Origin of the sequence: Microcystis sp. M_OC_Ca_00000000_C217Col (assembly GCF_007095585.1) — a bacterium.
Classification (GTDB): domain Bacteria; phylum Cyanobacteriota; class Cyanobacteriia; order Cyanobacteriales; family Microcystaceae; genus Microcystis; species Microcystis panniformis.
In genome coordinates this window covers 1-16,407 of sequence record NZ_SFBV01000139.1, presented here as the reverse complement: position 1 = coordinate 16,407, position 16,407 = coordinate 1, and the positions used below count along the sequence as shown (strand labels likewise).

The following is a 16,407-nucleotide window of genomic DNA, read 5'->3' as shown; positions in this document are numbered from 1 at the left end:
AACTTAAACTAATAAAACGGAGAGGCTATGGCTTTAGAAACTTTCGGAATTTTTGGGTTAGAAGTATGTTATCTTGGCATCTTGTATGTTGATTTAGCATAAAGGGTAACGAAGAGCCGGAATTAGAAAAACATAAAATCCTGTTATTATTGGATGTGGTAGATAATATGACTCAAAAATATTTCAGCTATCAGCTTAGAAGTCAATTAAGAGAGTTAGCCAATCGTCCCGATCCACCTTTAAGATTAGTAGTAGCGGCTAATCGTCCCCTTGATGTTTTATTTCCTGATAACAAAGGAGGTGATTCACCTTTCGAGGGAATTTGTCAACAATTTCCGATTAAATTATGGGATGAAGCTAAAATTAAAGAGTTTATTAGTCATCGTCTAAGTCAAACTGGAGTGACTTTTACTGAGGAGGAAATAAGTTCTCTTGTTAGGCAAAGTCAAGGAAAGCCGCGAGAGGTGATGCAAAATTGTTTTAAACTTTATCAAACCAAAGTCAATAACTCAGCATCCCGAACTTAGGTTATAACTAAACAATAAGTTGATTTAATTTTTGGTTTGATCCTACCTTGATAAGGGGGGTTTGATCCCCCCTGCCCCCCTTGATAAGGGGGGTTTGATCCTACCTTGATAAGGGGGTTTTGATCCCCCCTGCCCCCCTTGATAAGGGGGGTGCTGAATAGTAGGGTTGATTCATGAATCAACCCTACCTTGAGTAACACCTAACTACTTAATAAACCATCACCGGGTAAATAGCTAGAGATAAAAATTATGAAGGAAAGCACCGTCCCTAGAATTAATCTCGCTCCTAAACTCAAACGCGATTTATCTTTATGGAATCCCTTTGATTATCTTTTGCTGTTGTACTGGGTGTTTTATTTTCCCCAAGCAATACGTTGGTATGTGGAAACGAGAGGCGGCGGCGATAAATTAAAAGAACAGAAAACATGGCGCGATAGAATGCAATTTCTCCGCGACCATCCCGTACAATTGCGTCTAGGGATTCAGGGTCTTCTCTTAACTGTAATTACCCCTCTGATTATCTGTAGCATAGCGGCAAATTTAGGACTTTCTGTTGATTGGGTGCGCGTGGGGGCCGGCGTGTTGTTCGGCGTGGTGTTGGGCGTGGTGTACGGCGTGGTGTTGTGCGTGGTGTTGGGCGTGGTGTACGGCGTGGGGTTCGGCGTGGTGTTCGGCGTGGTGTACGGCGTGTTGTTCGGCGTGGTGTTGGGCGTGGTGTTGGGCGTGGTGTTCGGCGTGGTGCACGGCGTGTTGTTGGGCGTGGTGTCCCACGTGTGGTTGGGCGTGGTGTTGGGCGTGGTGTACGGCGTGGTGTACGGCGTGGTGTTGGGCGTGGTGTCCGGCGTGGGGTTCGGCGTGGTGTACGGCGTGGTGTACGGCGTGGTGTCCGGCGTGGGGTTTATATTCACCTTTCCCCGTCCTGATAATTGGCTAATCGGGCTTTTGGCGGGCCCTCAAGGGCGACTTTTTCCCCGTATTACCCTTCTACCGCTGCCGGGGTTAACCTCGACTCTACAACAATGGTTACAGCAAGACTGGGAAACGGCTATTAATAACCTCAATCAATACTTTCGGTACAGCCGCCAGTTTATTCCTGTCCTTGTCGCCGTTAACCGCGTTTTATCGCAATTCCCAGAGGCAGAAATTATCTATCGGGTGTCCCGTCTGGCAGAAAATCCCTCCGATTGGCAATTGTTAAAATATGCGTCCGCGAAACTGTTTTTTCTTACTGACAGCAAAATCCGTCTAGATACCCCTGCTCGTGCCGCCGCCGCCGGTTTTTGGTATCTTCACCAACGGGACACCGAAAAAGCCGAAAAAGCCTTTGCTGTGGTACGTTCCCTCGCCTACGGGGAAGAAATGTATAGCCTCGCCCAAACTTTACACCGATTTAGTCAGGCAGCAACTCCCGATAGTATCGCTTCCCTGAAAGTTGCCCCCATTGCCGCAGAACCGTCATTACGTCCGCAAACTTGGCAAGCTATCAGCAGTTTAAATCTAGTTATCACAGAAATGGCTTTAGTCCAGGGAAGTTACTCCCAACAGGTCAGATCCCTCGCTCTTAATCGGATTATCGGGGAATTAATCGATATAGCCGACCAACAGGCGACTACTTTACCCCAAGCAGAAAAAGAATTAATCTTTTCTATCGTCCTAAAATGGCTAAAAATTAGCGCATCCATCGCGGGAACGGTGGGAACGGTAACTATTACCCAACAGATTACTAATCCCTACACTATCGGTGATCCGGTGATCGGTAAACGCTTTGTTGGTCGTGGGGATATCCTGCGGGAACTTCAGTCAATGTGGTCGGGAGATAACCTATCCTCCGTGGTTCTCTATGGTCATCGTCGCATGGGTAAAACTTCGATTCTACGCAATCTGGAGGCCTATCTTCCACCAAATGTCTCGGTTATCTACATTAATTTACAGCGCTTGGCCACAGTAACCAGCCTAGCCGAAGTTCTCCTGACTATGGCTGAGGAAATCGCCCAAACTTTAGCAATTGATGCCCCAGAAGAGGAAAAAATCTCCCAACATCCAGAAATGTATTTTAATCGTTATTTAGACCGTCTGATGCGCCAGATTCTGCCGGAAAAAGCTAAAACCGGTTTAATTATTGCCCTCGATGAGTTCGAGATAATTGAGGATTTAATCGAAGCGAATACCCTCCCCCGGAATTTCCTCGGCTATCTGCGTTCCCTTGTCCAGAGTAGTCCGCGTCTAGCTTTTGTTTTTGCAGGATTACATACCCTAGAGGAGATGACTGCCGATTATTTTCATCCTTTTTTTGGCAGTGTTTACCCGATTCCAGTTAGTTTCCTCTCTCCTGAATCTACTCGCGTTATCCTCGCTAATCCCGTTGGGGAAGACGAGGATTTTCCCCTAGACTATACCCCATCCGCTTTGGACAAAATTTATCAACTTACCCACGGTCAACCCTATTTAGTACAACTGATCGGCTTTCATCTGGTACGTTTTTATAATAAACAGGTCTTTGAGTTGCAACGTCCCCAAGATATTCGTTTTCAGGTGGAAGATGTGGAAAAAGCCATCGATGACGAGTTTTTCCAAAGGGGGAATTATTATTTTACGGGTGTCTGGAAACAGGCTAAACAAGATGCGGCCGGACAACAGGAAATTTTAATAGTTCTTTCTCCCCATCTGCAAGGATTAACCCGGGCAGATTTACTGTCCAGCACCGGATTAACTGCCACAACTCTCGACCGGGCCCTAAAAACCCTTGAAAATCATCATGTCATCGAATGCCAAGACTCCCATTATCGGATTGCTGTGGAATTATTCCGTCGTTGGGTATCGGCAAAAATGGCCTAAATTCTTTTGTTATATTTTTGGCTAATATCTCAGCCCAGAATGGGGCTTGCTTAATAAATGTGAAATGTAGGCAAGGTAAGGGTTTTGGGGGTCTGTCTTGCGAAACAGGTGCAAGGAGAGAATCGTGCTTCAAAACCTTGCGTCTTCATCGGCCCGCGTCCTGTAGGGGCGAAGCATTCGGGCAATAACCTATCACTGAAACCGTAGATTTTCTATCCGAATGCTTCGCCCGTACCTTTTCAGCAAACCCAAAATAGGGGGGTTACAGGGCAGCACGGATTCCCACTATAACAAAATAATAGAGCAAATCTGGGAATTTGTCAAGGCCTTGGCAATTTTCTGGTTAAAATTGTTTGTTGAGATGGGGTAAGGGACAAGACCCGCCCGGCCCCGACGAAAAACTTTAGTATAATCAAGAACAGTGAGTATTTATTAGCTTTTCTGTCTAAGATTGATGTTAAAGGCTGTTCTGTTCGATTTTAATGGGGTGATCATCAATGATGAACCAATCCATCAAGAGTTAATTAATGAAATCTTGCTCGGGGAAAATTTGCTGCCCCTAGGGTCGGAATTTGCGGAGTTATGTCTGGGAAGAAGCGATCGCGTCTGTTTGCGTAATGTTCTCACCCGTCGCGGTCGTCAAGTAACCGAGGAGTATCTGACCAAGTTAATTAACAAAAAAACCAGTTTATACCGAGAAAGATTAGAAAAATTAGAGAAACTTCCTATTTATGAGGAGATATACTCTTTTTTAAAACGGGTTAAGGCCAGGGATCTACAAATCGGTTTGGTGACGGGAGCAATACGCTCGGAAGTGGAATCAATCTTGCAACAGACGGGCCTTGGGGATTACTTTAGTGTCATTGTCACCGGGGATGAGATTAGCACCAGTAAACCCCAACCGGATGGTTATTTACTGGCCGTAGAAAGATTCAATCGTTGGAATTTTAATCTGCAATTGCAACCCTGGGAATGTCTGGTGATTGAAGATACTTTTGCCGGTTGCGAAGCGGCAAAAAGAGCGGGAATGCAGGTGGTTGGAATCGCTCATACCTATCCCTTCCATTTTATGCAGAGAGTGTCCAACTGGGCGATCGATAATTTCTCCCAACTAGACCTCGATCGCGTGGAAGAGACTTTTAGCCAAATCGGGGAAATAACCGAGCGATCGGGATTTTTAGGCAATCTATGACCATCTAGAGGCGATTAACAAGCTGAAAATCCCTACTTGCAAAAATCGGCAATTCGTGTTATGCTAACAAAAGTGCTAAGAAAATGCGGGTGTAGTTTAGTGGTAAAACCCTAGCCTTCCAAGCTAATGATAGGGGTTCGATTCCCCTCACCCGCTTAGGCTGTTGTGCAGTAAACGTCTAAGGAATTATCGGTAATATCAACGGCGATTCTGACTTAGAGATCGCTGTCTTCTAAATATCTCCGTAAATCTTTGGTACGCTGCTCGGTGACATTTGCCAAACAATTACTGTAAATCATGGGAGCTAGAGAGCCTCCCTCATAGGCACTTCTTTCAAATTCGCAACTGCTGTCTCTAAACTTAATCCAAGCTTGTTGGGCGGTAATTAATTTTCGTTTGCGAGCAGCTGACAGTTTTGGCAGTAGTTGTCGATAAACTTGATTTAACTTGCGATCGGCGTTTTGATAAGCGATGCTGGCACAAATGTTCATTTCGCTTTGAGTCTGGGGATTGTTACAGTTAGGATTTTGAGCTAGTTGCAAGTTTGTCGCTGCAGATGTGGGACTGGCAATGCCAGGGGTAGCCATCCCGACAGCAAACAAACTCGCTATGCTTAATACGGTTAGTAAAAACTTACCCATGGATACTTATTTTAATGACGGTAAGAAGAAGATAACAGAAATGCGATCAAACCGACCATAGCTTTTTCATTCTGCTCAATTCGTTGGTTGGCTTGGTTAACTCTATTTCATTATTTCCAAAAAAGAAAATTAGAGGAGTTGATAACTAAAAAACCCAGACGGGAACTCTTTTATAAGCAGGAGTCCCACAGCGAGGATCGATTTTAGCTTTGAATAAAACATTGGTTTCGGGATAGAACATAAAGCCAACACCTTCGCGAATCGGACCGAAAATAAGTTCGATATTCTCTAATTTGCCGGCATCTCCTTGAACGGTGACTCGTTGATGTTCTTGAAAGCCCGCTTTTTTGGCATCTTCGGCGTTGATCAATAAACAATGACGGTGAGGCATTCCCCGATATTTATCGCCCACTTGATAAACGACGGTATTATGTTGTCCATAACTGCGTCCTGTTCCGAGAATCAGGGCAATTCCGGGGGCATTTTCCGGTTGGTTAAAATCTTGCTTTTGCGGCGCTTTTAAAGTGGGTAAAAGCGTGACAGACATTTGCGCTTTTCCGGTCGATGTTGGAAAATGGGGTTCGGTAAAAATCCGTCCGCTAATGGTAAATTCTGTTTGGGTTTGATCTAATTGCCCGATCTTTTCATAACCCGGAATCGTTTTGGCGATTAACTGACGAATATAGGCGGTGTCGTGTAATCTCGACCAATCAATCGGGTTTGTGCCTAAAACCTTGACGGCAATATTTGTTAATAGTTCTACTTCCGAGATGACATCCACATGGGAACCCTGTAGATGACTGCTTCCCCGCTCGTTAAAACGGACAAAATTATTGCCCGATTCGGTTGTTGTCGGGTGAGGATTTTCAAAACGAGCGAAGACGGGTAAAATTACCGTATTTTGTCGGGCTAATCCCTGAAAATGTCCTAAATTTGGCTTAGTAGCTACATAAAAAATCGTATCAATTTGAGCTAAGGCTTTTTTGGCTTGAGTTAAATCTGGATTTGCGCCATAAAGATTACCTCCCAAACAGAAAAGGGTGTTGATTTTTCCCCGTTCGGCCGCTTCAATTAATGCCCTGGTATCATAACCGCCAGTTATATTTAATGGCTTTCCTAAAAGTTGAGAAAGTGCCTCGGCGATTTCCTGACGTAATCTCACTGTAACGCCCATAGAACCGAAGCCCTGTACATTAGAATGACCCCGGATTGGCATGGTTCCGGCTCCGGTTTTGCCAGCATTACCCGTGAGTAAGGCCGTGTTAGCGATACTGATGATATTATCTACCCCGTTTTCCTGTTGTGTAACCCCCATCGCCCAAGCGAAAACCACTCGCTCTAAATTGCCGAAAAGGGCGGCGGTTGCTTCAATTTCTTCTCGGGATAAACCGCAGGTTTTAGTAATAGTTTCCCAGGGTATTTGTCGGGCGTAATCTATAACAGATTGCCAATTTTCTGTATGGGATTCGAGATAATCCCAGCGGACTAAATTTTGTTCGATCAAAGATTTTTGTAATCCGACGAATAGGGCGGTATCGCTACCCGGAATCGGCTGTAGGTAGAGAGTAGAAATATCGGAACCGCCCCGCAATAAAGATTTAATCGGAAAAGCGGGTGAGGAGAATTTGACCAATCCGACTTCAATTTGCGGGTTAATAATAATAATTTTACCGCCGCGATCACGAATTTGAATTAATTCATTCATCAGGCGAGGATGATTAGCCGGAGCGTTAGAACCGATCAATACCACACAATCGGCTTGTTTTAAACTTTCCAGACTGACCATCGAAGTTCCGGAGCCGAAAACCTGTTTTAAGCCTACGGTCGAGGCGGCATGACAGAGATCGGAACAATCGGCTAAATTATTACTTCCTAATGCCCGGAAAAACAATTGTAAGAGATAGGCGGCTTCATTAGAAGAACGTCCCGAACTATAGGAGGCTAAAGTCTCGGACGGTTGATGAAAAGCTTGTTCGGCTAATCGATACACTTCTTCCCAACTAATACGTTGATAGTGACTTTCTCCGGCTTTTAAGAGGACGGGATAACTAAAACGACCCAAGCGGTCGCATTCTAAGGAGGTTAAGGACTGTAATTGAGCGAGATGATAGGTTTGAAAAAAATCGGTTTTAATACCTGGCATTAATTCGGAAGTAACTGCCTCGACACTTTTGAGACAACGTTGCAGACTTTCCCCCGCTTCGTTGACAAAACCGCCTTTTTGTCCCCCCGTTCCCCAAGCGCAAGCTAAACAGGCACTTTTATGATTTAAGGTTTGCCATAGTTTAATCCCTTGAGGAGAGAGGGTTTTTTCTGCCCAATATTGCAATACGGGAAAACCCCCGCCCGCTTCAATTTTGTCCGATGTTTCTCGTTCTTTCATCGCTTTTTCTCCCGATTTTTTCTCAAATCCCTCCGATAGGGAGAGTGTCCCCAGTACAGTTAAGTTTATCACCATTTTTAAAAAAGTGCATCATCAAGACATAAACGACTGGGTAAGCTACGGTTAGTTGTTGACAATATCCCCTGATTGTGATTTTATCAGACTAGGGAAAGGTCTATTGAAATGATAATTCCGATGGATGAAAATGAAGACTTTCAACATTTAGAAGAGATGATTGTTAACGAAACGGATATCTTCGAGATCGCGTTTTGGGTCAACTCGCACTCTTTACTTGCTGTCCAGACAGGGGAGCGTCTGTGTTAAAGCCGGACTTGACAGTAACCTCAACGGATAAACTACCATCAGGGTTTAGGGATGATTCTTCATGGTTTGAGCGGACTTTTCTCCCAATCTTGCTAACAATTAGGAACGGGAATTAATCGACCCAATTTTCTAAGAATAAATGAGGAATTTGTCTAAAATGTCGCAGATTTCTGGTTACTAGCCTGGCTTGATTAGCTAAGGCGATACTAGCAATTAACAGGTCAGACCTGCCAATTTTGCGAAATTTAGAAATATCTTGTAAGCGGTCAAATTGATTGGCTGCATTTGGGTCAATTAAAATTACAGGAAGTTGATTTAATAAGGTTTCTGAACGAGAGAAAAGCTCTTGTGCTTTCAGTAAATCACTCCCTGAAAAAGCCTTAAGCAGATAATCTATTCGCCCGCGCAAAATTTCGAGCTTGGTGACAATCGTAATGGCGACTTCCTCATCTTGTAAGTTTTCCAATCTATTAATAACGTTAGTGTTACCTGAGTGAAGATGAGTTAAAGTATCCGTGTCAAGAAGATACATCATTGTCAGTTTCCGAACGTCCCCTGGCTTGGTAAATAGAATCTCTTAGGTCGGCCAAAGAACTATCATCGCTTAAAGCACCTGCCTGTTGCAGAAAAATAGCTTTACTATTTGGCGAAGAGTTAGAAGGAAAGGAAGTCTTCAAGGTTTTAGCCTCTTGCTCTAATAAAGTATCGCTGTTTAATTGTTCTGATTTTGGAGTAATTGTCATAATTTCTCCTGATTATTTATTAATATTTTATCATAATGGGTATGGAAAAACTCTCAGTACAGGAAAAAAATTGTATGGAGAAAATTGCGATGATTGGGCAGAGATTTCCTCGGACAAACGACCATCAGGGTTTAGGGATGATTCTTCATGGTTTGGACGGGCTGGAGTTTTAATTTTCCCTGAATCTTTGTAGCAGTTCTTCACGGGATAAATTTGCCAAAGAAAGAAGCAATCCGGTGCGTTCCGAGATGGGAAGTTGGGCGATCCGTTCCACCAGACCAGATAATTCCGAATCTAGGCTGCCAAAGCGTCCTTCCAGAAGACTGGCTATCAGGGAATACCGTTCTTCTAAACTACCTTGTTGTATCCCTTCTTGCTTTCCTTCTAATTTCCACTCTTCCCTTTGTTGTAAATAAGCTGGTGATAAGTTCATGATGTCCTCCTGTTCTTCTGTACTTAAATTATCTCTCAATTCTAAGTTTTTGCGCCAGTTGGCCAGAATTTCTAGTAAATTCTCTCGAAAAGGATTGCGTTCTGGCAGTTCAACTAACTCTTCAACTGCTCGTTTTTGAGTTCCTCCTTTACCTAATACCCTCAACCATAAGGTGTCTTCAATTACTGGTAATTGATGAATGACAATGATGCCCGCTTTGAGAGACTTCGCTAAAAAGTAAACCCCTGTTAACCAATTACTCTCATCGCTGTGAGTCCCGAAATCTTCAATCATTCTAGCTGAAAAGGTGGGCGTTAGAATCCAGAGAACTGGTAGTTCAGCTTCTGTTAGAGTTTTGTTTGACCGTTTCGCTTTTCTCAAGATTTCGCCATGAACCGCGTATAACTTTGACAAACAACTGCGAATCTCTACCTCGGTCGGGGGATTGCGAAAAGGTTCAAATAAACAGGAAGTAGCCGCCATTTTTCCGAGTAATCCTAAAGGTAACTCAGTGGGAGGAGGTGAGCTAAATGGTTCAAACCAGACATCGATTTCTTGAACCTCACTTTTTACTTTCTTACTTTTTCTAATCGTCCCTAGAGGTGTTAGTAATTCCTCTAAATATTCCTTAGCAAATTGGTCATGAATTTGGCGAGTCATTCAAATTAATAATCAAGCATAAAAAGGACGGTAATAATTTTATTATATCATTAATTAAAAAGGAATCCAATCGACAATATCGATCCATTCTTCTGCTTCGGTAGTTTCCCAAATCATAATTAATTCTTCGGCTAGTTTTCCCATTGTTGTTGTGGGACGTATCCAAAACAGTCCCCAGATTTGTTGATTTTTTTGCCAATATTCTTCTAAATGTTCAGGCATACTGGTACGATTATCTGTCACCAAGAGTCGTTGAGATAATCCTAAATACTGTAAAACATCAGGGTCAAGAGTTCCTAACGGTGGTGTATTCGGCTCTCCAATGCGTAAAATATCTATCTCTGGATTTAACCTTAAGACAGCAACTTTCAAGCGGGGGGATAAGTTTTCATCGAGTAAAAACTTGATTTTCATACCCTGACAGAATCTTGCCTTTGCTGTTTAATTTTTCTCATCTTTTCTCGTTGAGGCGAAGGATTTTTCAAGGATTCTTGATAGCGAGTCTCTCGCCAATTCTTGAGACGCAATAAATAGGCATCAATTTTTTGCCGATTCTGTAAATAATAAGTAATAGTTGCGTAGATTTTCTCTAAACTTAGATCGGGATAGATAGCATTTATTTCTTCTGGGGTATAGCCTTCCAAGAAATAAAAGAGTACGTTGTCAATTCCGAGGCGATGACCTTTGATTCTAATATCATCTTCGGAGATAAATAAGAAATAATCTTCTAGTTGCATAATTAATTTTTCCCTTAATTTTATTTCATTTTTACCGCTTATTTATAGTATTTCCTGTTCGCAGGAGGTACATTATCAATGTTAAAAAGTTTAATCAGCAAAGGTTTAACTGTGCCACACAGGTGTGAGAACCGTTATATTAATGTTTTATCATAATTAGTTTACCTTGTGCTTCCCTTGTTTTCAAACCTTTAACCGGGATAAACCCCCGCTGCCATAACCCCGGCTGCTATGCTGGCAGCCACTATGACGGAGCTACTTTAACGGGAAGTCTGGATTATCGGCTGGCCGCCGAAATATGTCGGGAACTCGATGCCATCGAGCGAAAGAATTGACGAGATTATCGAAATCCACCTATCGACCATCGGCAACCAGCGCACATCGACCGAGGAAAGGTCAGCGCGGCAGAAACATCAGGCTGTTTTGCGGGAATTGAACGGTCTTTGCTGATTTCGGCGGTCACTGTCCCTGCCTAACGCTCTCTAATGCCATTTTTCAAAAGTAATGGCAGAGATGGTTAATTGCCCTCAACCCCAATCCCTCTCCCAGAAAAGAAGAAAAGAGTAATATACTTTCAGGTTGGGGAGGGCGAGTCCTCGTGGGAGAAGGTTGGGCAAGTTCGGGGTATAGACGCACACCGGGAGGGGTTAATTATTAGTATCGTCTCGTTTAAGGGGGATGGGAGTACACTTCTTCTGGTTACACCAATCCTCTAAATTTCTAAGATAGGAACTTGGTCTCTCCTTTTGGGCTTTATCGAGAGCATTTCTGGCTGTTGCCTGATCTCTGTACACCGAAACAAGTCTGTATTTTCCGTCACGCTGATATACTCTAATACCTAAGCTCTCCTTCCCTAATGTTGCCTCTAGTTTTTTGATGTCTTTTTCTGGAATTTCCTTCGACCTATAGCTCCCGAAAATAACAGCCCACAAATCCCCTAACTTCTCTTCTGATCCTGGTTTAACCGATGATTGACTCGATGCCTTCTCCAATGCCGCCTCAGCATCATCGACTAATTTTTGGTCAACTTCCTTCGCCTGAGTCGCAATAGCATCAACAGATTCTTGTAATCCTTTTTGTTTTTCTGGATCATTTCTTTTTGGTGATTCATATTTATTAATCAATTTGTTTAAAGCTTCTTTAATCTCTTCCAAAGATATTATATATTGAGACGATTCTTTTGCTTCTTTTGCTTCTTTTCCCCCTGGTTTATTTTTCTTTGCCGCTAACTCTATCAGTTTTTCGGTGGCTAAACGGTTTGGATACTCAACTGCTAAGTCCAAAAGATCCCTTTCATATCCTAATCTTACTAGATTACTGTAAGCTGTTTTTCTTTGTGGTTCTGCTGTTTCTGTCTCATCAAGAAATGTTATTAACGATGTTAGAGCTTCGTTTCGGTCAAGCTCCTGTTGGCTTTGGTTATAAGAGTAAGTAAACCAAAAACCAATTGCTGCAATTGCTATAGTACCAATAGTACCCAAAACATTTGCGGAAACATCGAATATTTTGAACCAATCTCTTTTATTATTGTCTGTCATTGCTTAAAATGCCTCCAGATTCAGCTGAACAATCTTCGCCGTCATCATCCCCACAGCATACTGCTCCCTAAGAACAGCGATCGCACTTTAAATTCAAAAACACGCCGCCGCCGTACTCGCCAAACCGATCTTCTGGTAATAGTCGGGAAAAGCAGACCTAGTGCTTTTTTATCTATAGAATTTTCCATCGAGAAACCATGCCAAAAGGCTCTAATTATTTCCCCCTTATTCAACTATTCTGATTCTATCTCCGATAATCTCAACCAATGAGTTTTTTTTCACAAAATTTAACGATTAGCCGACAATGAATCGCCGAAATATCCAACGATCACTAAAGTGCTTAACAAAAGAAATTATAATCTTATCGATTTTGACCGTGCCACTATCCAAAGGAATAGATTAGATTTCTTGAAAAGACCGATGCGGGGAAATTACCGAATCACCCGAACTTTTTCCTTATCGGTAAAGATCGGGCGATTTGCATATTCTTGCTATTCCTAATACATCCGAGATCGCCCGTCCTGTCGAATTTATCTTTAAACCCTAACTATCCCCGTACAATTATCAGCATATCGATCATAAACCTTGAGATAGGTTGCACGCCATGAGCGAATACCAATATTACGAATTCCACGCTATCGATCGCCCCCTCACCCAAGAGGAAAGAGCGGCCATCAGCCAACTATCGAGCCGCGTCAAACCGACGGCAACGAGTGCCAGTTTCACCTACCCGGGTAAGGTGGAACGTGATCCGAAGGAATCTTTTTCACTGGAAAAACGATCTGTTAATGTACGGCTGTAATGCCTGATTTTGTCCTATAGGTCTAATAAAGTTGTTAAGTATTGCCGTTATCGATCGAGATCGGGTTAGCTTGGAGATAGCAGTGAGCATTCAGCTTTAAACACTTAATAACTGCTAACCGAATCACTGATAAGGGGGTTTTTTCATGGCTTTTAGCCGTTCTAGCGGTATTTTGCTTCATCCCACCAGTCATCCCGGTCGTTACGGGATTGGAGAACTAGGTAGGGAAGCCTATCAATTTATCGATTTTTTGGCTCAAAGTGGTCAAAAACTCTGGCAAATTCTCCCTTTAGGCCCCACAGGGTACGGTAACTCTCCCTACATGAGTTTTAGTGCCATTGCCGGTAATCATCTCCTGATTAGTCTCGATATTCTTCGGGAAAAAAACCTGCTTAGTGAGGCAGATTTCGAGGATATTCCCGATTTTCCCCTCGATCAAGTGGATTTCGATAAATTGATCGCCTGGAAAATTCCCCTACTTAGAAAGGCGGCGAGCAATTTTGTCAAGGGTTCTGACACAATTCTTTACAAACAGTTTGCTGGCTTTTGTGGTGGCAATGCTGATTGGTTAGAGGATTACGCCCTATTTATGGCTTTATCCCACGCTTACCAAGGTAAAGCATGGATGGAATGGCCGACAGAAATTCGCGAACGTCATTGGGGTGCGTTGGAAACACCGAAACAGGAGTTACAAGAGGAGATTTTTCTGCACAAATTCCTGCAATTTGAGTTTTTTGAGCAGTGGTTAGCCCTAAAACGCTATGCTAACTCCCTCGGTATCGAGATTATCGGTGATATCCCCATTTATGTCTCCCATAATAGTGCCGATGTTTGGGCAAATCCGCAGGTTTTCCGACTAGATCCCCAAACCGGTAATCCCTTGGAAGTGGCCGGGGTTCCCCCGGATTATTTCTCAGAAACGGGGCAATTATGGGGCAATCCTCTCTATAACTGGGATTATCTCAAAAATACGGGCTTTGACTGGTGGGTACGCCGTTTAAAAGCGGTTCTTTCCCTAGTCGATATTATCCGTATCGATCATTTTCGCGGATTAGAGGCCTATTGGGCCGTGGCTTTTGGCCAGGAAAACGCTATTAATGGTCATTGGCTGAAGGCCCCAGGTTATGATCTCTTTAATACTATTGGCGCTCGTTTGGGTAAATTGCCGATTATTGCCGAAGATTTGGGCGATATTGACCAAGCAGTTCTAGATTTTCGCGATCACTTTGCCTTCCCCGGGATGAAGATTCTCCACTTTGCTTTTGGGGGTGATGCGGGTAATCCCTATCTTCCTTTTAACGTCGAACGCAACTGTGTGATTTATACCGGCACTCACGATAATAATACTACTGTGGGTTGGTTTCAGGATAACGCCAATGACTACGAAAAAGCGCGACTATATCAATATCTTGGCGCTTCCAGTGGTCAGGGAGTGGCTTGGGATCTGATTCGACTGGCCTATAGTTCCGTGGCTAATCAGGCGATCGTACCGTTACAGGATGTGTTAGGTTTAGGATCGGATGCGCGGATGAATACCCCTAGTGTCGCAGAAGGGAATTGGTCATGGCGCTATCGTCAGGAAGCTTTAACCGGAGAATATAGCGAGAGATTGCGAGATTTAGTCAATCTTTTTGGCAGAAATCGTTAAATCCCAACCCTTTTGTCGAGACGTTACCCCTAACGTCTCTTTTTGTCCGGTTAATGTGGGTGAGAATTTTTTAGCAATCTTTGCCGGATGCGATCGAGATTTTCTTGACTATTGACGGGTAAATGGGGTAGGGGTAATTCTAAATTGGGCCAATTACTCAAATCATGGCAGGGACAGGATAAACTCGATTGTCCCACCACTTCAATTGGTACGGGTATAGTACAACGAGCGCAGGGATGAAATTCCCATTGAGGGGAAAGTAAGTCTTGGATGGTTTGTTGAGTACCCTCTAGGTAACAATCGCCACTTTCAGGATCAAGCATTTTTTGCCAACAATCCTCAAACTCCGACGAATAGCGATCAGCATTGAAAATTGGCAGCGGAAATAGCATAGCTTGGTTTTTGGGACAAATAACTTTTTTTCCCAATTGAAACCAATGGGCGAGATATTGTTTAACTGCGGAGGTGTCTGACATATAGTTTGTGTGGAGGCTGCCCTGATGATTGCTCTTACCATCAATCCTAGCGTTAACTTCTGGTGTCGGACAGGTCTTAGGACGATTGATGATCGAGTTTAATGATTATTTTACTAACTGAGCATCGGGAGCTAGATTAATCCCAATAAACTCACCATTAAAGCTTTTTGGGCGTGCATCCGATTTTCCGCTTGCTCCCAGACTTTTGATTGTACACCCTCGATCGCCCCGTCGGTAATTTCTTCCCCCCGGTGAGCAGGTAAACAATGGAGAATAATCGCGTCTTTGTCAGCGTGACTCATTAGCTGTTCGTTGACTTGGTAGGGCTGAAAAATGGGAATTCGGGCATCAGCGAGGCTTTCCTGTCCCATACTCGCCCAGACGTCAGTATAAACCACCTGAGAGTCTTTTACTGCGGTAACGGGATCGTCGGTAATTAAGATTTTACTACCGGTTTTCTCGCCAATAGCCTTGGCGCTGGCGACAATTTCCCCATCCGGTTGATAGTTTGCGGGGGAGGCAACTCGCACATTTAACCCCATCAAAGCACCACCCAAGAGGAGAGAATTAGCGACATTATTACCATCCCCCACATAGGTGAGGTTAATTCCCCGTAAAGTCTGAAAAGTCTCTTGGATAGTCTGTAAATCGGCTAATATCTGACAGGGATGTTCTAAATCCGTTAAAGCGTTGATAATCGGGATGCGCGAGTAATTGGCAAAAGCTTCTAAATCCTCTTGTTTAAAGGTGCGAACTGCGAGAATATCGAGATAGCGATCGAGTACCCGGGCCGTATCGGCTAAGGGTTCCCCGCGCCCCACTTGGGTTACACTAGGATTGAGATCGATCACCTGTCCCCCTAACTGGTACATAGCGACGGTAAAGGAAACCCGGGTCCTGGTGGAGGCTTTATAAAATAGCAATCCTAAGACTTTTTTGCAGCTAGGGTTAAGAGTGCCAGCTTTAAGCTGTGCCGATAGATTGAGTAGGGCGCTGATTTCTTCGCTACTCATGTCGGTTATTCTTAAAACATCTCGTCCTTTTAAAGTGGCTACCATTGGTTTTTCTCTCGATAAACAGGGGTCTTGATTGGGCTTTATGGCAGTTAACGGTTAGCAAAAATCTTGAGTAAAGACCTTATTATAATCCAGTTTTTTCGCTATTAGGCAATTTTTCCGGAAAATTTTCATTTTGGGGGATGTTAGTCCAGCTAACACCCCCCCACTTTTTCTGTTAAATTGGGGGGGTGTTAAAAATTGTCAGATTCCCCCCTTATCAAGGAGGATCCCCCCGCCTATCGGCACCCCCCTTATCAAGGGGGGCAGGGGGGATCAAACCCCCCTTATCAAGGTAGGGCTGTTTCATTCTCCCATCAGAATATCAAAAGTAAAAGCGATCACTGTCTTTGTAAAATGAGAAGTGAACGCGAACTTTTGAAAGATATGTTGAGCTTAATAGAAAAACTAAA

Annotated in this window: 15 protein-coding genes and 1 tRNA gene; 6 read left to right on the top strand and 10 right to left on the bottom strand. The window is 43.5% G+C overall.

All coding sequences use genetic code 11. The annotated features are described in order from the left end of the window. The first annotated feature begins 167 nt into the window (after window positions 1-167). From EWV66_RS08195 to EWV66_RS08180, 4 genes are all read left to right on the top strand, one after another. A complete protein-coding gene (locus EWV66_RS08195; RefSeq protein ID WP_287108777.1) occupies window positions 168-527 on the top strand; it encodes a hypothetical protein in 360 nt (119 codons plus the stop codon). A 249-nt stretch (window positions 528-776) separates the two neighbouring features. Beyond that, complete coding sequence (locus EWV66_RS08190) at window positions 777-3,362, top strand: AAA family ATPase (RefSeq protein ID WP_287108776.1); 2,586 nt, start codon at window positions 777-779, stop codon at window positions 3,360-3,362. 454 nt (window positions 3,363-3,816) lie between these two features. After that, on the top strand, window positions 3,817-4,554 hold the full coding sequence (locus tag EWV66_RS08185) for an HAD family hydrolase (protein ID WP_287108775.1): 738 nt from the start codon (window positions 3,817-3,819) through the stop codon (window positions 4,552-4,554). Between the two features lie 85 nt (window positions 4,555-4,639). Then, window positions 4,640-4,710 (top strand) — tRNA-Gly (locus EWV66_RS08180). Between the two features lie 59 nt (window positions 4,711-4,769). Here EWV66_RS08180 and EWV66_RS08175 read toward each other — a convergent pair. From EWV66_RS08175 to EWV66_RS08140, 8 genes are all read right to left on the bottom strand, one after another. Next, window positions 4,770-5,195, bottom strand: coding sequence for a lysozyme inhibitor LprI family protein (locus EWV66_RS08175; RefSeq protein ID WP_287108774.1), 426 nt, complete (start codon window positions 5,193-5,195; stop codon window positions 4,770-4,772). Between the two features lie 145 nt (window positions 5,196-5,340). Further along, window positions 5,341-7,578: an FdhF/YdeP family oxidoreductase gene (locus tag EWV66_RS08170; RefSeq protein ID WP_287108778.1), complete on the bottom strand. Its 2,238-nt coding sequence runs from the start codon at window positions 7,576-7,578 to the stop codon at window positions 5,341-5,343. A gap of 436 nt (window positions 7,579-8,014) precedes the next feature. Beyond that, a complete protein-coding gene (locus tag EWV66_RS08165) occupies window positions 8,015-8,437 on the bottom strand; it encodes a type II toxin-antitoxin system VapC family toxin (RefSeq protein ID WP_052276801.1) in 423 nt (140 codons plus the stop codon). After that, window positions 8,421-8,645 (bottom strand): hypothetical protein, encoded by a 225-nt coding sequence (locus EWV66_RS08160; RefSeq protein WP_016516632.1) that lies wholly within the window; start codon window positions 8,643-8,645, stop codon window positions 8,421-8,423. Before EWV66_RS08160 ends, EWV66_RS08165 begins: the two co-directional genes overlap by 17 nt. 169 nt (window positions 8,646-8,814) lie before the next feature. Continuing rightward, window positions 8,815-9,738, bottom strand: a complete 924-nt coding sequence (locus tag EWV66_RS08155; protein ID WP_052276800.1) for an RpnC/YadD family protein — start codon at window positions 9,736-9,738, stop codon at window positions 8,815-8,817. A gap of 54 nt (window positions 9,739-9,792) precedes the next feature. After that, on the bottom strand, window positions 9,793-10,152 hold the full coding sequence (locus tag EWV66_RS08150; protein WP_287108773.1) for a DUF5615 family PIN-like protein: 360 nt from the start codon (window positions 10,150-10,152) through the stop codon (window positions 9,793-9,795). Continuing rightward, window positions 10,149-10,475, bottom strand: coding sequence for a DUF433 domain-containing protein (locus EWV66_RS08145; RefSeq protein WP_287108771.1), 327 nt, complete (start codon window positions 10,473-10,475; stop codon window positions 10,149-10,151). Before EWV66_RS08145 ends, EWV66_RS08150 begins: the two co-directional genes overlap by 4 nt. Window positions 10,476-11,122: 647 nt before the next feature. Further along, complete coding sequence (locus EWV66_RS08140; RefSeq protein WP_287108770.1) at window positions 11,123-12,013, bottom strand: hypothetical protein; 891 nt, start codon at window positions 12,011-12,013, stop codon at window positions 11,123-11,125. Window positions 12,014-12,617: 604 nt separating this feature from the next. Between EWV66_RS08140 and EWV66_RS08135 the strand changes: the two genes are divergently transcribed. Then, a complete protein-coding gene (locus EWV66_RS08135; protein ID WP_002785332.1) occupies window positions 12,618-12,815 on the top strand; it encodes a hypothetical protein in 198 nt (65 codons plus the stop codon). A gap of 145 nt (window positions 12,816-12,960) precedes the next feature. Beyond that, a complete protein-coding gene (malQ, locus tag EWV66_RS08130) occupies window positions 12,961-14,463 on the top strand; it encodes a 4-alpha-glucanotransferase (protein ID WP_287108768.1) in 1,503 nt (500 codons plus the stop codon). A 50-nt stretch (window positions 14,464-14,513) separates the two neighbouring features. Here malQ and EWV66_RS08125 read toward each other — a convergent pair whose 3' ends face one another. Together EWV66_RS08125 and argF are read right to left on the bottom strand one after the other, a co-directional pair. Then, a complete protein-coding gene (locus EWV66_RS08125; protein WP_052276794.1) occupies window positions 14,514-14,939 on the bottom strand; it encodes a hypothetical protein in 426 nt (141 codons plus the stop codon). A gap of 131 nt (window positions 14,940-15,070) precedes the next feature. After that, window positions 15,071-15,997 carry an ornithine carbamoyltransferase gene (gene argF, locus EWV66_RS08120; RefSeq protein ID WP_012267744.1) on the bottom strand — a complete coding sequence of 309 codons (927 nt, stop codon included), beginning with the start codon at window positions 15,995-15,997 and terminating at the stop codon, window positions 15,071-15,073. Window positions 15,998-16,407 lie beyond the last annotated feature (410 nt).

What these genes read in the sequence shown, in the direction of transcription:
- EWV66_RS08185 (WP_287108775.1), top strand. Translation starts at nt 3,817, where the DNA reads ATGTTAAAGGCTGTTCTGTTCGATTTTAATGGGGTGATCATCAATGAT.
- EWV66_RS08195 (WP_287108777.1), top strand. Translation starts at nt 168, where the DNA reads ATGACTCAAAAATATTTCAGCTATCAGCTTAGAAGTCAATTAAGAGAG.
- EWV66_RS08160 (WP_016516632.1), bottom strand. Translation starts at nt 8,645, where the DNA reads ATGACAATTACTCCAAAATCAGAACAATTAAACAGCGATACTTTATTA.
- EWV66_RS08140 (WP_287108770.1), bottom strand. Translation starts at nt 12,013, where the DNA reads ATGACAGACAATAATAAAAGAGATTGGTTCAAAATATTCGATGTTTCC.
- EWV66_RS08190 (WP_287108776.1), top strand. Translation starts at nt 777, where the DNA reads ATGAAGGAAAGCACCGTCCCTAGAATTAATCTCGCTCCTAAACTCAAA.
- EWV66_RS08125 (WP_052276794.1), bottom strand. Translation starts at nt 14,939, where the DNA reads ATGTCAGACACCTCCGCAGTTAAACAATATCTCGCCCATTGGTTTCAA.
- EWV66_RS08170 (WP_287108778.1), bottom strand. Translation starts at nt 7,578, where the DNA reads ATGAAAGAACGAGAAACATCGGACAAAATTGAAGCGGGCGGGGGTTTT.
- malQ (WP_287108768.1), top strand. Translation starts at nt 12,961, where the DNA reads ATGGCTTTTAGCCGTTCTAGCGGTATTTTGCTTCATCCCACCAGTCAT.
- EWV66_RS08175 (WP_287108774.1), bottom strand. Translation starts at nt 5,195, where the DNA reads ATGGGTAAGTTTTTACTAACCGTATTAAGCATAGCGAGTTTGTTTGCT.
- EWV66_RS08150 (WP_287108773.1), bottom strand. Translation starts at nt 10,152, where the DNA reads ATGAAAATCAAGTTTTTACTCGATGAAAACTTATCCCCCCGCTTGAAA.
- EWV66_RS08155 (WP_052276800.1), bottom strand. Translation starts at nt 9,738, where the DNA reads ATGACTCGCCAAATTCATGACCAATTTGCTAAGGAATATTTAGAGGAA.
- EWV66_RS08145 (WP_287108771.1), bottom strand. Translation starts at nt 10,475, where the DNA reads ATGCAACTAGAAGATTATTTCTTATTTATCTCCGAAGATGATATTAGA.
- EWV66_RS08165 (WP_052276801.1), bottom strand. Translation starts at nt 8,437, where the DNA reads ATGATGTATCTTCTTGACACGGATACTTTAACTCATCTTCACTCAGGT.
- argF (WP_012267744.1), bottom strand. Translation starts at nt 15,997, where the DNA reads ATGGTAGCCACTTTAAAAGGACGAGATGTTTTAAGAATAACCGACATG.
- EWV66_RS08135 (WP_002785332.1), top strand. Translation starts at nt 12,618, where the DNA reads ATGAGCGAATACCAATATTACGAATTCCACGCTATCGATCGCCCCCTC.